General features: G+C 72.7%; 11 protein-coding genes and 1 pseudogene. 8 read left to right on the plus strand and 4 right to left on the minus strand.

All coding sequences use genetic code 11. The features are described 5' to 3' along the window. The first annotated feature begins 1 nt into the window (after position 1). The 8 genes from ACZ6MZ_RS30815 to ACZ6MZ_RS30850 all read left to right on the plus strand — a co-directional run bounded on the left by ACZ6MZ_RS30815 (position 2) and on the right by ACZ6MZ_RS30850 (position 9,970). Positions 2-1,804: an acyl-CoA dehydrogenase family protein gene (locus ACZ6MZ_RS30815; protein ID WP_469355695.1), complete on the plus strand. Its 1,803-nt coding sequence runs from the start codon at positions 2-4 to the stop codon at positions 1,802-1,804. Beyond that, the gene (locus ACZ6MZ_RS30820) at positions 1,798-3,588 is read left to right on the plus strand and encodes an acyl-CoA dehydrogenase (protein WP_469355697.1); all 1,791 of its coding nucleotides are present in this window, start codon (positions 1,798-1,800) and stop codon (positions 3,586-3,588) included. The genes ACZ6MZ_RS30815 and ACZ6MZ_RS30820 overlap by 7 nt, the downstream gene beginning before the upstream one ends. A gap of 103 nt (positions 3,589-3,691) precedes the next feature. Continuing rightward, the gene (locus tag ACZ6MZ_RS30825; protein ID WP_384193024.1) at positions 3,692-3,979 is read left to right on the plus strand and encodes an acyl carrier protein; all 288 of its coding nucleotides are present in this window, start codon (positions 3,692-3,694) and stop codon (positions 3,977-3,979) included. Then, a complete protein-coding gene (locus ACZ6MZ_RS30830; RefSeq protein WP_469355719.1) occupies positions 3,979-7,038 on the plus strand; it encodes a type I polyketide synthase in 3,060 nt (1,019 codons plus the stop codon). The genes ACZ6MZ_RS30825 and ACZ6MZ_RS30830 overlap by 1 nt, the downstream gene beginning before the upstream one ends. Continuing rightward, positions 7,035-8,057: a 3-oxoacyl-ACP synthase III family protein gene (locus tag ACZ6MZ_RS30835; RefSeq protein WP_389790533.1), complete on the plus strand. Its 1,023-nt coding sequence runs from the start codon at positions 7,035-7,037 to the stop codon at positions 8,055-8,057. Before ACZ6MZ_RS30830 ends, ACZ6MZ_RS30835 begins: the two co-directional genes overlap by 4 nt. After that, positions 8,054-8,326, plus strand: a complete 273-nt coding sequence (locus tag ACZ6MZ_RS30840) for a phosphopantetheine-binding protein (RefSeq protein ID WP_389790532.1) — start codon at positions 8,054-8,056, stop codon at positions 8,324-8,326. Before ACZ6MZ_RS30835 ends, ACZ6MZ_RS30840 begins: the two co-directional genes overlap by 4 nt. Continuing rightward, positions 8,323-9,180 carry a 2-oxo acid dehydrogenase subunit E2 gene (locus tag ACZ6MZ_RS30845; RefSeq protein WP_469355700.1) on the plus strand — a complete coding sequence of 286 codons (858 nt, stop codon included), beginning with the start codon at positions 8,323-8,325 and terminating at the stop codon, positions 9,178-9,180. The genes ACZ6MZ_RS30840 and ACZ6MZ_RS30845 overlap by 4 nt, the downstream gene beginning before the upstream one ends. Beyond that, on the plus strand, positions 9,086-9,970 hold the full coding sequence (locus tag ACZ6MZ_RS30850) for a 4'-phosphopantetheinyl transferase family protein (RefSeq protein WP_469355702.1): 885 nt from the start codon (positions 9,086-9,088) through the stop codon (positions 9,968-9,970). Before ACZ6MZ_RS30845 ends, ACZ6MZ_RS30850 begins: the two co-directional genes overlap by 95 nt. 28 nt (positions 9,971-9,998) lie before the next feature. On the opposite strand, the gene ACZ6MZ_RS30855 is transcribed toward ACZ6MZ_RS30850, so the two are convergent. From ACZ6MZ_RS30855 to ACZ6MZ_RS30870, 4 genes and pseudogenes are all read right to left on the minus strand, one after another. Continuing rightward, the gene (locus ACZ6MZ_RS30855) at positions 9,999-12,740 is read right to left on the minus strand and encodes an AfsR/SARP family transcriptional regulator (protein WP_469355704.1); all 2,742 of its coding nucleotides are present in this window, start codon (positions 12,738-12,740) and stop codon (positions 9,999-10,001) included. Positions 12,741-12,778: 38 nt separating this feature from the next. After that, positions 12,779-13,786: an AfsA-related hotdog domain-containing protein gene (locus ACZ6MZ_RS30860; RefSeq protein ID WP_469355706.1), complete on the minus strand. Its 1,008-nt coding sequence runs from the start codon at positions 13,784-13,786 to the stop codon at positions 12,779-12,781. A gap of 152 nt (positions 13,787-13,938) precedes the next feature. Then, on the minus strand, positions 13,939-14,259 hold the full coding sequence (gene fdxA, locus ACZ6MZ_RS30865; protein WP_389790528.1) for a ferredoxin: 321 nt from the start codon (positions 14,257-14,259) through the stop codon (positions 13,939-13,941). Further along, positions 14,256-14,417 (minus strand): annotated as a pseudogene (locus ACZ6MZ_RS30870) (2-oxoacid:ferredoxin oxidoreductase subunit beta); the annotation flags it as partial. The pseudogene ACZ6MZ_RS30870 and the gene fdxA, both read right to left, overlap by 4 nt.

Genomic DNA, 14,417 nt, shown 5'->3' on the forward strand with positions numbered 1-14,417 from the left:
CGTGGAACACCCGCCCTATCGGCTCGCGGAGGAGTTCGACCGCTTCCTCGGTGACCCCAACGACCCCGGCGAGGTCTTCTCCTACGCGCGTTGCGCGGAACTCGACGACAAGGAGGAGTTCCCCGCCGACATCTGCCGCCGCTTCGAGGAGTGGGGCCTGCCCGACGAGTACGTACCGGTCGAGTACGGCGGCAGGCTGCGCGACTACGAGCAGGTGCTCCAGCTCATCCGCGCCGTCGCCCGCCGCGATCTGACCTGCGCCATCGGCCACGGCAAGACCTACCTCGGCGGGGTCTGCGTATGGGTGGCGGGCTCCGCGGAGCAGGGCGCCCGGCTCGGCGCCGACATCACAGCCGGGGTTCCGGTCGCCCTCGGGCTCACCGAACGCGCCCACGGCAGCGACCTGCTCGCCGGAGAGGTGCACACCGACGACAAGGCGGCGGACGGCGCGGACCACTGGCTGGTCAGCGGTGAGAAGTGGCTGATCAACAACGCCACCCGGGGGTCGGTGCTGTCGCTGCTGACCCGCACTCGCCCGGACGGGGGTCCGCGCGGCTTCAGCGTCCTCCTCGTCGACAAGCGCGAACTCGACGAGGACAGCTACCGCCACCTCCCGAAGATCCGCACCCATGGCATCCGCGGCGCCGACATCTCCGGCATCGCCTTCGACGGTGCCCGGGTGCCGCGCGGCGCCCTCGTCGGCGCCGAGGGCGCCGGCCTGGAGATCGTGCTGAAGGCGCTCCAGCTCACCCGCACCATGTGCGCGGCACTGTCGCTCGGCGCCGGCGACCACGGGCTGCGGCTCGGCCTGGACTTCGCCGAGGAGCGCGAACTGTACGGCCGGCGGCTGATCGACCTCCCGCAGGCCCGGCACGTGCTGGCCGGCGCCGCCGCCGACGTGCTGCTGCACGAGGCGGTCGCCCTGGTCGCCGCCCGCGCCGTACAGACCCAGACCGCGGAACTCAGCGTCACCTCCGCCGTCACCAAGTACCTGCTGCCCACCGGCACCGATCAGGTCCTCGCCGACCTGACCGGGCTGCTCGGCGCCCGCGCCTTCCTCAAGGGCGTCCACGCCGACGGCCGGTTCCAGAAGGTCGAGCGCGACCACCGCATCGTCGGACTCTTCGACGGCAACACCCTGGTCAACCTCAACTCCCTGGTCAACCAGTTCCGTTCACTGGTCCGCGGCTTCCGGCGCGACGCCGGCGACACGGCGGGCAGTGACGCCGCCTGCGACCTCGGCACACCGCTGTCGCCCCTGGACCCGACGAGGCTGTCGCTGGTCGCCCGGCACGGCAGCGGAGTCATGGCGGGCCTCGCCGCCTCCGTCGAGGAGATCACCCGGCGCGCGGGCCTGAACCCCGCGCTCGGCCCGGTGGCCGAGGCCGCGCGGCGGCTGCTCGCCGTCACCACCGCGGTGCACGCCGAGATGGAGGAGTACCAGGGCGTGCTCGCGGAGGTCCCGCCCGCCGCCTTCGAGGTCGCACGCCGCTACACCCTGTGCTGGGCGGGAGCGGCCTGCCTCGGCCTGTGGACGCGCAGCACCGACCTCGCCGGCGACGACCCCGGCACCGGGCCGCTGTGGCGCGAAGGACTGTGGCTGCACACCGCCCTCGACCGGCTGCTGGTCCGCCTCGGCGAACCGGCGGCGGCCGGCCCGGAGACCTACGAAGAACTGCTCGGCGCCCTGCGGGCGGCCCGCTCCTCGGGCCGGCTGTTCTCGCTGCTGCCGCAGCGGGGCCCCGAGCGGCAGCCCGCGACGCCCGACGCGGCCGCCGGCGAGAGTGAGAGGACGCCATGCTGATCGGCACAGAGCCCCAGGACGCGCACCCGGCGACCGCCGCCGCAGGGGACGGTCACGGGGTACCGGGACAGGAAGCGCGGGCCGCGGCGCGCGTGGCCGAACTGGACCGACGGCTGGGCGACCCGACCGACGAGAGCAACGAACTGTCCTACGCCCGGCTGATCGAGGCGGACGAGGCGGCCCAACTCTCCGCGGCCGGCGAGCGCGCCCTCGACGAACTCAGGCTCGGCGCCGATTTCGTACCGCGCGCCGAGGGCGGCCGCCTGGAGCGGCTCGACACCCTGGTACGTGTCATGCGGCAGGTGTTCCGCCGCGATGTCGCCCTCGGCCTCGGCTACGGCGTGACCTCCTTCATGGCCGGCGTGAACGTCTGGACCTCCGGGGACGCCGAGCAGCGCGCACGGCTCGCGCGGATCCTCACCGGCGGCGGCAAGGTGTCCGTCGCCTACCACGAACTCGCGCACGGCAACGACTTCGTGCGCAACGAGTTCGAGGCCCGCCCCGCGGAGGGAGGCGGGTATCTGCTGAACGGCGTCAAGCAGGTCATCAACAACGCCGACCGCGCGGACGCCTGGGTGCTGTTCAGCCGTACCAGCTCCGCACCGGGCAGCCGCAGCCACTCCGTGCTCTTCGTCGAGCGCGAGGGGCTCGAAACGGACACCTGGCAGGTACTGCCCCGCTACGACGCCGTCGGCGTGCGCGGCTGCCACCTGTCAGGACTCCGGTTCGACGGCACACCCGTGCCCGCCTCGTCCCTGGTCGGCGAGACCGGAAGGGGAGTCGAAACCGCCCTGCGCGCCTTCCAGATCACCAGGGCCGCGCTCCCCGGCATGGCGGTCGGCACCGCCGACACGGCCCTGCGGACCGTCGTACGCTTCGCGCTGGGCCGACGGCTCTACCGCAAGTCCGTCATGGAGATCCCGCACGCCAGAGCCACCCTGTCCGGCGCCTTCACCGATCTCCTGACCTGCGACAGCCTCTCGCTGGCCGCGACCCGGGCGGTGCACCTGCTCCCCGAGCAGACCAGCGTCCTCGCCGCCGCCACCAAGTACCTCGTCCCGAAGCTGCTCACCGACGCCATGCGCGACCTCTCCGTCGTGCTCGGCGCCCGCTTCTACGTCCGGGACGGCGAGCACGGCATCTTCCAGAAGCACATCCGTGACCTGCCGGTGCTCAGCCTCGGCCACGCCGGCTCCGCGGCCTGCCAGGCGACGATCATTCCCCAGCTGTCCCGGCTCGCCCGGCGCTCCTGGTTCAGCGACGAACCGGCCCCCGCGGACCTCTTCCGGCCGCGCGCGGACCTGCCGGACCTCTCCTACGACCGGCTCACCCTGGCGAGCGGACAGGACGGGCTCAGCGCCACGCTGGTCGCGGCCATGGACGAACCGTACGGCGCCGCACCCGAGGAGCGGGCCGTCCAAGCGCTCGTGCGGCAACTGGTCGACGAGCTGCGGCAGGTCCAGGAGGCGAGCCGCGCGCTCGCACCCCAGGACCGTACGGCGCTCGCCGGCCCCGCCGTCTTCGCCCTCGCCGACCGGTACGCCGTCCTGCTCGCGGCCGCCTCGGCGATCGGTGTCCGGCAGCAGGCGGCCCGCGACGGCGGCGACGCGTTCCTCGCCGACCCCGCCTGGCTCGCCGCCGCACTGCACCGGCTGGTCCGGCGGCTCGGCCGGCGGCCCGCCGAACTCCCGGCGTCCGTGGACGCCCGGATGCACGAGGAAGTACTGCGCAGGTTCCACGCGCGCAGCAGCTACGACCTGTACGACACCCCGCTCGTCGGCTGACGGACACCGGCCGGCCGCCCATGGACCCCGGCTGTCCGCGACGGCCGCCGGACGCCAGCACGACAGCAAGCGACAACCGCTCACCCCCGCCGAGGAGTGCACCATGCCCGTTCCGACCACCGGACACACCACCGAGTCTCTGACCACGTGGTTGGCCGAGCGCATCGCCCTCTACCTCAAGCGGCAGGCCGCCGAGATCGACCCGGACGTGCCCCTCGCGGAGTACGGCCTCGACTCCGTCGCCGCCCTCAGCCTGTGCGGAGACATCGAGGACGACTTCGACCTCGTGATGGAGCCGACCGTCGCCTGGGACTACCCGACCGTGCACGCGCTCGCAGGCCACCTCGTGAAGGAGCTCGCCGCGGACACCGCGCAGGGCGGCGGCGCTTGATGGAGCCCGTGGCCATCGTCGGCATCGACTGCAGATTCCCGGGGGCGCCCGACACCGGCGCCTACTGGGACCTGCTGATGCGCGGCGCAGACGGGGTGGGGGAGGTGCCCCGGCAGCGTTGGGACGCCAAGGAGTTCCACTCGCAGGCCGGGGAAGAAGGACACACCAACACCACCGAGGGCGGCTTCATCGCCGACCCGGACGCCTTCGACAACGAGTTCTTCACCATCTCGCCGCGCGAAGCGGCCGCCATGGACCCCCAGCAGCGGCTGCTGCTGCAGTCCGCGTGGCGGGCGGTCGAGGACGCGGGGATCGCCCCGCGGAACCTCGCCGGCACCCGGACCGGGGTCTTCGTCGGCATCATGGGCAACGAGTGGGCGCAACTGCACCTCACCGACTACGCGAACGTCACCGCCCAGGTCGGCTCCGGCAACGGCTACTGCATGACGGCCAACCGGATCTCGTACCACCTTGACCTGAGGGGCCCCAGCCTCGCCGTCGACACCGCCTGCTCCTCCTCACTGGTCGCCGCGCATCTCGCGGTGAACGCCCTGCTGTCCGAGGAGTGCGACCACGCGCTCGTCGGCGGCGTCAACGTGGCCCTCACCCCGGCTCTGTCGATCTTCTACACCCAGGCCGGGCTCTCCGCACCCGACGGGCGCTGCAAGCCCTTCAGCGCCGAGGCGAACGGCATCGGCCGCGGCGAGGGCGCCGGCGTGATCGTGCTGCGCAGGCTGCGGGACGCCATCGCCGACGGCCAGCGCGTGTACGCCGTCATCCGTGGCATCGCCGTCAACCAGGACGGCCGCAGCAACGGGCTGACCGCGCCCAACCGCTGGGCCCAGCAGGAGGTGCTCGGCGCCGCCTACCGCAGGGCCGGGGTCGAGCCCGCCGACGTGGTCTTCACCGAGGCCCACGGCACCGGCACCAGCCTCGGCGACATGATGGAGGTCAAGGCACTCGGCCACCACCACGCCGACCGCGCCGGCAAGCCCATGGCACTCGGCTCGGTCAAGGGCAACCTCGGCCACACCGAGGGCGCCGCAGGCATCGCGGGACTGATCAAGGTCGCCCTGTCCCTGCACCACCGGGTGGTCCCCGCCAGCCGCTTCGCGGCCAAGGAGAGCAAGCAGCTCAAACTGCGCGACCAGGGGCTGCGGCTGCTCAAGGCACCGCTGCGGCTGCCCGCCGGCCCCACCGTCGCCGGACTCAGCAGCTTCGGCATGGGCGGCACCAACGCCCACGCCGTCCTGGAGTCCGCGCCCGGGCACGCCGCCCGTCCCGAACCGGTGAACGGAGCCGCGCCGGGCGGTATCGGCGCGGCCGTCTTCACCCTCACCGCGCCGAACGCCGAAGCGCTGCGCCGCAACCTGCTGGCCCAGGCGGACGCGGCGGCGGCCCGCCGGGTACCGCTGGGCCCGCTGGCCAGGTCCAGCAACCGGGTCAAGGCCGGCCACCGCCACCGCTTCGCGACCGCCGCCACCGACACCGGTGAACTCGTCGCCAGACTGCGCGAGTCGGCCGCCGACCCCGAGCTGCTGGCCCGGCTTACCGGCCGGCCCGCCGAGCGGCCCCGCACCGCGTTCCTGTTCACCGGGCAGGGCGCGCAGTACCCGCGGATGACCGCCGCACTGTACGAACAGTCGCCGCTGTACCGGCACTTCCTCGACGAGGCCGACGCCGCACTGCTGCCGCACACGGGGCGGTCCGTGCGCGACCTGGTCCTCGCCGGCGACGAGGCGGTCCACAGCACCCGGTGGACGCAGCCCGCACTGTTCGCCGTCGGCTACGCCCTCGGCCGGACCCTGATGGAACTCGGCGTGCACCCCGGCCTGCTCCTCGGTCACAGCGTCGGCGAGTTCGCCGCCGCCGTGCTGGCCCGGGCGCTCCCGCTGGACGGCGCGGCCCGGCTGGTCGCCGCCCGCGGCGCCCTGATGCAGGAACTCCCCGCGGGCGGCGGCATGCTGTCCGTGCGGGCCGCTCCGGCGGACCTGGCGGCGCGGATCGAATCGGAACCCCTGGTCGGTGTCGCCGCGGTCAACGGCCCCACGTCCACGGTGCTCTCCGGTGACCTGGAGGCCCTGGAACGGATCGGTGCCGAGCTCGCGGCCGAGGGAATCACCACCCGCGGACTGCAGGTCTCGCACGCCTTCCACTCGCCGCTGATGCGGCCCGTACTGGCCCGCTTCGCGAAGATCGCCACCGAGGTCGGCGGGGGAGTGCCCGAGATCCCGCTGTACTCGACCGTGCGCGGCCGGGTGCTCGACGGTGAGGCGATGGACGCCGCGTACTGGGTCGAACACATCGGCGCCACCGTGCTGTTCGGTGACGCCGCCGGCGCGCTGCTCGCCGAGGGACCGACCCACCTGGTGGAGATCGGCCCCCAGCCGGTGCTCTCCGGGATGGTGCGCCGCCTCGACCACCCCGCCGCGGGCGCGGGCCCGGCACACGTTCTGCCGGTGCGTGGCCCCGAGTCCGCGGGCCAGGCCCTCGCCGAGGCCCTCGCCGAGCTGTACCGGGGCGGTGTCGAACCCGACTGGGACGCCGCGTACGCACCTGAGGAACGGGTCGCGCACCCGCTGCCGCCGTACGCCTTCTCGACGGAACACCGCTACTGGGCGAGGAATCCGGTGCGGGGCCCGGGAACGGTCGCCGATCCGACGGCCTCGGCGCTGCTGCCGCACCGGGAGGCGGAGACCGCCCCCGCGCCCGTCCGCACCCTGGACCGGCCCGGCGGCCCGGCGGACCCGGTCGCGGACGCCGTCCTCGGCGCCGTCCAGCTGGTCGGCGGCTACACCGACGCCGACATCGGCCCGCACGACCGGCTCTACGAGGATCTCGGTTTCGACTCCGTCATGATCATGGAACTCAAGAACCGGCTGGAGGCGCGGCTCGCCGGCATCGGCACCCTGACGGTCCAGGACCTGCTGCCCCGGCTCTCCTCCGTCGGCGATCTCGTCGCCTTCCTGCGCGAGCTCGGCGCGACGGTGCCCGCTCCCGCGAGCTTCGGCGACGTCGAGGAGAACCGGGCGCTCATGGAAGAAGAGAGGACGGCATGACCACTGCGACGACCTATCTGGCCTCCATCGGCACCGCTCTGCCCGGTGACCCGGTGGACAACGCCACCCTGTCCAAGGTGCTCGGCATCAACGAGGAGTGGATCGAGCACTTCATCGGCACCAGGACGCGGTACTTCGCCCGGGACCTCGGCACCGGTGTGGTGCGCTGGTCGCTCGCCGACCTGTGCGCGCAGGCCGCCGAGCGGGCACTCGCCGCCCCCGGTGTCGACCCGTCCGAGATCGAGTTCATCGTCCTCGGCACGGCTACCCCGGACAACCTGATGCCCGCCACGGTCAACCATGTGGCCGACCAGCTCGGCCTGGACCAGATCCCCACCTTCCAGCTCCAGTCCGGCTGCGCCGGCGCCGTACAGGCCCTCGGCGTCGCCCAGACGATGATCGCCTCCGGTCAGTACCGCAGCGGTCTCGTCATCGGCGGCGACGTGTGCAGCAAACACCTCGACCTCCAGCGCGACGTGTCCGGCGCCGCCCCCGGCGACCTCGTCAACTACGTCCTGTTCGGCGACGGCGCCGGCGCGGCCGTCCTCACCGACGAGCCGCGCGGACAGCGCGTCGCGCTGCGCCACGTCCTCAACCGCTTCACCGGGCTGGGCCGCAAGCCCGGTCAGGTCATCGAGTGGTTCGGGCTCGCCGACCGGTACGAGGACCGGCAGGCCCTCACCGAGGACTACAAGGCCATCGAGGAGTCCGTGCCCGTCATGGCGGTCGAGATCCTCTGGGAGATGCTCGGTGAACTCGACTGGGAGGCCGACCAGCTCGACTATCTGCTGCCGCCCCAGCTGTCCGGCCGGATGACCCGCCGCATCACCGAGGAACTCGACGTGCCGACCGCGAAGGACATCTCGTGCGTCGCGGACACCGGTAACAACGGAAACGCCCTGCCCTTCCTGCAGATCGAGAAGTTGCTGGAGCGGATGTCGGACGGCGAGCGGGCCCTCGCGGTCGCCGTCGAGTCCAGCAAATGGATCAAGGCCGGCTTCGCCCTGGAGAAGATATGAGCATCGACAGCACCGCCCCCGCGCCCGTTCCCGCCCCGGGCGGCTTCACCCTTGAGGACTACGTCCGGCTCGTCAACGACGAGATCGGTATGCCGCTCGCACCCGGGCAGGTGGCCGCCGACTTCGACGAACTCCCCGAATGGGACTCGCTGTACCTCCTCAAGCTCGTCACCGCCCTGGAACCGGCCATCGGCCACAAGGTCCCGGTCGGCAAGGTCCTGGAGGCCCGCAGCCTCAAGGAGATCTACGAGCTGGCGGTGACCGGGTGAGCACCACCGCCGCCGTACGGCGCCGCCGCCACACCCTGTACTTCCTGGAGTGGGCGGCGGCCCAGCGGCCCGTGCACCTGGACACCGACATCGACATGACCCGCATCCAGGCGCACCGCGCCGCCGCCCGTGACAACGGGCGGCGCTATTCGGTCGTCGGCTATCTGCTGTACGCCGCCGGGCGGGTCCTCGACCGTTACCCGGAGGCCAACGCCGTCATGGCCCCCGGCTGGCCCGGACTGCTGCGGCGCCCGAGAATCGTCCGCTTAGACGGCGTCACCGCCAAACTCGCCCTGGACCGGCCGGTCGAGGGCGAGCGCACCGTGCTCTCGGCGCTCGTTCCCGGCCTGGAGACCGCGAACCTGCGCGAGATCCAGGAGCGCATCGACCGCTATCAGGGCGAACAGGCAGCCGAACTGCCCGAGTTCAAGGGCGTACGGATGCTGGGCCGGCTTCCCGTCCCGCTCGGCAGAGCCGCCTTCGCCGCGGCGCTGCGCGATCCGCACCGGCGCGCCGGCGTGTTCGGCACCGTCTCGGTCAGCTCGCTCGGCCACCGGAACGTCGACGGCTTCCACTCGGCCGGCGGCACCGCCGTGACCCTCTGCGCGGGCCGCATCGTGGACCGCGCGGTGGTCCGCGACGGTGTCGTGGTGCCCGCGCCCATGATGCGACTGGGCCTCACCTTCGACCACCGGGTGATCGACGGCGCGACGGCGGCCGACGTGCTGTCCGATCTCCACCACACGATGGAGACCTTTGATGACGGCACCTGGGCGCCGGACCCCGGGGCCGGCCCTCGGGGAGCCGACAGCGATCTCCGGCCCCTCGGCGGACTGGAGCAGAGTACGCGCTGACCTGGACCGGCACGGGGCCGCGGTCGTCTGCGCCCGCCAGGACGACTGGCGACCGGAAGAGGCGGGCGCGCGGCAGCTGCAAGCGCTCCTGGGCCACGACTGGGAGCGCTATCTGGAGCTGACGCACCCGCGGGTCCGTACCCGGTTCGCCGCCTCCCGCGTCCTGCTGAAGTTCGCCGCCGCGGCCGCGCTCGGCGTACGGCCCCAGTCCGTCGAACTCGCCTACGGCCTCACCGGCCGCCCCTGCCTGCGCGGCTACGACGGTGTGGACATCAGCCTCAGCCACACCGATGACCTGCTGCTGGTCGGCCTGGCCACCGACGGCGCCATCGGCGTCGACGCCGAGCGCAGCGACCGCGACCTGTACGGATCCGGTCTCGGCCGGCACATGTGCACCCCGTACGAGGCGGAGCGTATCGAGGCCATGCCGGCCGCGGAGCGCAATCCCGCCATGGTCCGCCTGTGGACCCTGAAGGAGGCCTACAGCAAGGCCATCGGTCTCGGCATGCGGTTCCCCTTCACCGACTTCGGCTTCAGCCCGGACCGGGCGCCCATGGACGTGCTGCGCCCCGACGGAACCCCCGGCACGGTCGGCGCGTGGGCCTTCCGCACCGTGTCGTTCGCCGGCCGCTACACCCTCTCCGTCGCCGTCGGCGACGCCGGCTTCGGCCGTACGACGGACCTGGCGGCGGCCACGGCACTGGACCCGGGCATCGTCGACGCCCTGCTGGCGGCACTGGGCGAGGAGGAGCAGGAGGAGCAGGAGACGCCCGCCCGGTGCCGGGGGTAGCGGGCCCCCGGCACCGGGCGGGCGGGCCTCACGCGGCCCGCTGGGCCGGTTGTGAGGGGTGGAAGAGCCAGACACCGGGGCGGACTTCGAGCGGGATCGAGGACGCGGCGGCCGACTGGCCCGTCGCGAGGGCCATGCGGAGAGCGGACGCCGTGCGCCGCGCGTACTCGGTCCAGCGGTGGTCGCCGGCGGAGCGCGCGGCGCTCTCGCACTCCTCCAGGCGGGCGAGCGCGTCCTCGTGGCGGCCCTCGCGCTGCGCCACCAGGGCCAGTCCGCGCAGCGAATCGGCCGTGCTACGCGCGTCACTGACCAGCCGACTGACCGACAGGGCGCGCGCATAGGCGCGTCCGGCCCGCGCGACCTGCCCCATGGCGAGGAGCGCGTCAGCCTCGGCGGACAGACAGCGGCCCGCCGCCACCCGGTCACCGTGGCGGGTGAACAGGCGCCAGGCGAGGCGGTACCGTTCGATCGCCAGTGAGGTCTGGTGGCGCTGCCAGGCCAGGTCGCCGAGGGAGCGCAGGATCACGGCCTCCGCGTGGACGTCACCGGACTGGCGGGCCGCGTCCAGCGCGAGGTCGTGCGTCGCCTGCCACTCGTCCCACAGGGCGCCCGCCTCGTAGTAGCCGGCCGTGGCCGAGGCCAGGGAGCAGCACAGACTCCACAGCCCGGCGGCGTGGGCCTGCCGCACGGCCTCCGACAGGCCCGCGGACTCCTCCTGGAACCACCGCAGGGGCGCGTTGCCGACCGCCTCCTCGGGGGAGATCGCGGGCAGGGGTTCGGCCTCGTACGTGAGCCGTTCCCTGCCGGGCGCCAGTTGCGCGTCCGCGTGCCTGGCCAGGATCAGGAAGGCACGGCACAGCCGTTCCACGGCCTCGGGGCCTTCCTGCGGGGACTCCTGGGCGAGTACCTCAAGGGCCAGCGAGCGCAGCAGCGGGTGGAAGCGGTAGCGCACGGGGGCCAGCCGCCCCGGCCGCCGCCGTGTCTCCAGCAGATGAGCCTGCACCAGCTCTTCGGTGAGCCGCTCGGCCTCCGCCGGGTCCGTGGCGAGCAGCGCGGTCCCGCTCCAGGGGGCGAAGTCGGGCAGCGCGGCCAGCGCGAGGATCCGGAAGGCGCGCCTGGCCTCCTCGTCCACGTCGTGGTAGGCGGTCAGCAGAGTGCGGCGTACGTCGAGATCGCCCAGTGTGAGCGCGGTCAGCCGGGTCCGTTCGTCACGCAGTCGCTGGGCGAGCCCGGCGGCGGTCCAGTGCGGGCGGGCCGTGAGTCCGGCGGCCGCCACCCGAAGGGCCAGCGGCAGTCGGCCGCAGAGCCGGACGATCTCGCCCACCGCCTCCGGGTCGTCCCGCATCCGCCGGCCGCCGCACGCCGTGAGCAGTGCCTCGGCCTCCCGCGTGGAGAGCACGTCGAGGGTCAGGTGCCGCACGCTCTCCAGCGCGCCGAGCACTTGGCGGCTCGTCAGGATCACCGTGCTGTCGGGCACGGCCGACAGCACCGGCCGGACCTGGGCCTCCGAGACGGCATCGTCCAGGATGACGAGCATCTTGCGGCCCTCGGTGCGTCGGTGCAGCAGCTCGGCGAGTTCCGTCTCGGACGACGGCAACGGTTCCGCGCCCGAGTCCGCTCCCGGTCCCGTTGTCTGCGGCCCGCGCAGTCGTCGCAGCAGGGTCGCCATGGCAGTCCTCGGTTCGACGGCTCGCCCGTCGGTGTCCCGCAACGTCACCAGGACTCGTCCGTCGGGGAACAGGGCGTTGGCGTCGTGGGCCAGTCGCACGGCCAGCGCCGTTTTTCCTGCGCCCGCCCGGCCCGACAGCACGAGCACCTTGTTCCGACCGGGCGGATCGCCCGCCAGCAGCCGCTCACCGAGGGCCAGTTGGTCCTCGCGTCCGGTGAATTCCGCCACGGCCGGCGGCAGCCACACCGGCGGCCCCGCGTCCCGGCCGTGCCCCGCGAACCCGTTGCGCGACCCGCCGGTCGACCCGTCGGCCGGGCGGTCGTCGGATCCGCCGACGGGAACGAGCCGACGCTCGGGCTCGGCGTGCCAGGTCAGCGAGGGGTCGGAGGCGAGGATGCGCTCCTGCAGTCTGCTCAGCACCGGCCCGGGCTCCACGCCCAGTTCGTCGACGAGCGAGCGCCGCGCCTGGTGATAGACCCGCAGGGCGTCGGACTGCCGGCCGGACCGGTAGAGCGCCACCATCAGGTGACAGTGCAGCGTCTCGCGCAGCGGATGTTCGTGTGCCAGGGCCATCAGCTCGCCGACCAGTTCCTGGTGCAGTCCGAGCCGCAGATCGGCGGAGATCCGCTGTTCCAGCACTTCCGCGCGCAGTTCGTTCAGCCGGATCGCGGAGGTTTCCAGCGAGGGTCCGTGCGGTATGCCTGAGAGCGCGGATCCCGTCCACAGCCCGAGCGCGCGGCTCAGCGCCTGAGAGGCGGACTCGTACTCGTGCCGGCCGTACGCGGCCCGGCCCTCGGCCCGCAGCGACTCGAAGACGGCCAGGTCCAGTTCCTCCGGGGCGACCCGCATCAGATAGCCGGGGGGCCGGGTCAGCAGGGGCTGCACCGTACCCGTCTCCGTCGCGCTCTCGCCGGTGTCCTCCAGCAGGGCCTTGCGCAGCTGGGACACGTACACCTGGAGGGTGGTGGTGGCCGTGCGCGGGGGCCCCGCACCCCACAGTTCGTCGATCAGAGTATGGGTCGACACCACCGTGTTGCTCTGTACCAACAGGGTGGCGAGGACCGCGCGCGGCTTGGCCGCGGACGGCGTACGAGACGTCATGCGCACAGGGCCGAGTACTCGGTATCTCATCGCGCGGCTCAGCAGTCCTGCAGCACGGACGCGGAGACCTTCGCCACGACCCGGCTGCCCTGGAGGAACGACAGCCGCAGCTCCACCACCGGGCGGCCCGCCGCGTCCCGGCACACCCGCCCGTCCGTGCGGCGCACTCCCTCTCGCACCGTGCAGTGCAGCGGCAGTCCGGGCTCGGCGAAGCCGCGGAACGAGGCCTGCCATCGGGACAGTACGGCGTGCGAGGGGACGAAGCCGCGCAGCTCCGCGGCGGCGAGCAGCCCCACCTGGCGGGACACCTCCAGGAACAGCATCGGCGGCACGTCGTCCGGTGCGTCGGCCTCGAACCGCAGCTCGGCGGCGGCTCTGGCGTCGATGGGGAAGGCCAGTTCGTCATGGCCGTCCGCTCCGGTGCGCTCGGGCAGTCCGACCAGGACGTTACGTCTCTCCCGATGGCCCACCTGTTCGGGCAGTGGCACGCCCGGGGACGACAGATCACCGTGCCCGGCCGCCATGGACTCCTCGCTCTGCCGCCGCCCGAGTTCGCGATGGCTGTGGTAGACGCCCTCGGTGAGGAAGACCAGCCGGGCCGAAGCGGTGCCACAGCGCTCGCCGTCGATGGAGACGGCGGCCTCGCACTCCAGGCCGCGCGGCACGCCGCCCACGATGTCGAGGGGCGTCACCCCGAGTTCCAGAGCGATCCCGGCCCGCATGTCACCGCGGCGCCACGCGTCCAGACGGGTGATCTCGGCGCTGCCGGAGGCCACCACGGGGTGCCAGCTCGCCGGCACTCTGAAGTACCGGCGAGCCGCGAACAGCATCGTCTGGCGCAGTGACTCCACGGGGAACAGCAGATCGTGGTACCGCGAAACGGAGTCGCCGAACAGCGGGTGTTCTTCGGGTAGTTCCGCGGAGAAGGCGAAGTTCTGCCGTATCGGCGCGGTCGCCTTCAGTAGAAACGCCTCGGGGCTGGCCGGCCTGTGGACCAGATGGTGCGCGCCGAGGAACGAGGGGGAGGGTGCGGTAAAGGTGTCCATGGGATTGGGATTCCTTTGCGGCAGTGTCCGGCGGCTCTGCGGAAACGCTTCGGGGTACGTGCGTTTGACGGGGTGCACGTTGCCCGACTCCGCTGAAGGACCGGGGAAGCCGCACTGAAGTGCGAGGGCCGGCGCCCCCGCACCCTGGACGTTCAGCCCGCTTTGACCGGTTCTCCCTCGACGATCGGGTGGTCCTGGGCCAGTGGTTCCGCCCCGCTCGCACCGCCGGGCGCGCCGGCCGCGGCGAAGACATCCCGTTCGGCGGTGACGTAGCCGGCCCACTCGTCGGGCAGGGCGTCCTCGTAGAAGATCGCCTCGACCGGGCACACGGGCTCGCAGGCGCCGCAGTCCACGCACTCGTCGGGGTGGATGTACATCTTGCGCGGACCTTCGTAGATGCAGTCGACGGGACACTCGTCGATGCAGGCCTTGTCCTTGAGATCCACGCAGGGCTGGGCGATGACGTACGTCATGAGGTCTCCACGGTCCAGGTGTCGTTGCCGGTCAGGAGGGCGTCGAGGTCGCTCTTGCCGTGTTGTTCGACGGCTGCGTCGAGTTGGTCGGACATGAGGGTGTCGTAGACCGGTCGTTTGAAGCTGCGCAGGACGCCGATGGGGGTGTGGTGCAGGGT

The sequence above is a fragment of the Streptomyces sp. NPDC042201 genome (assembly GCF_055582185.1).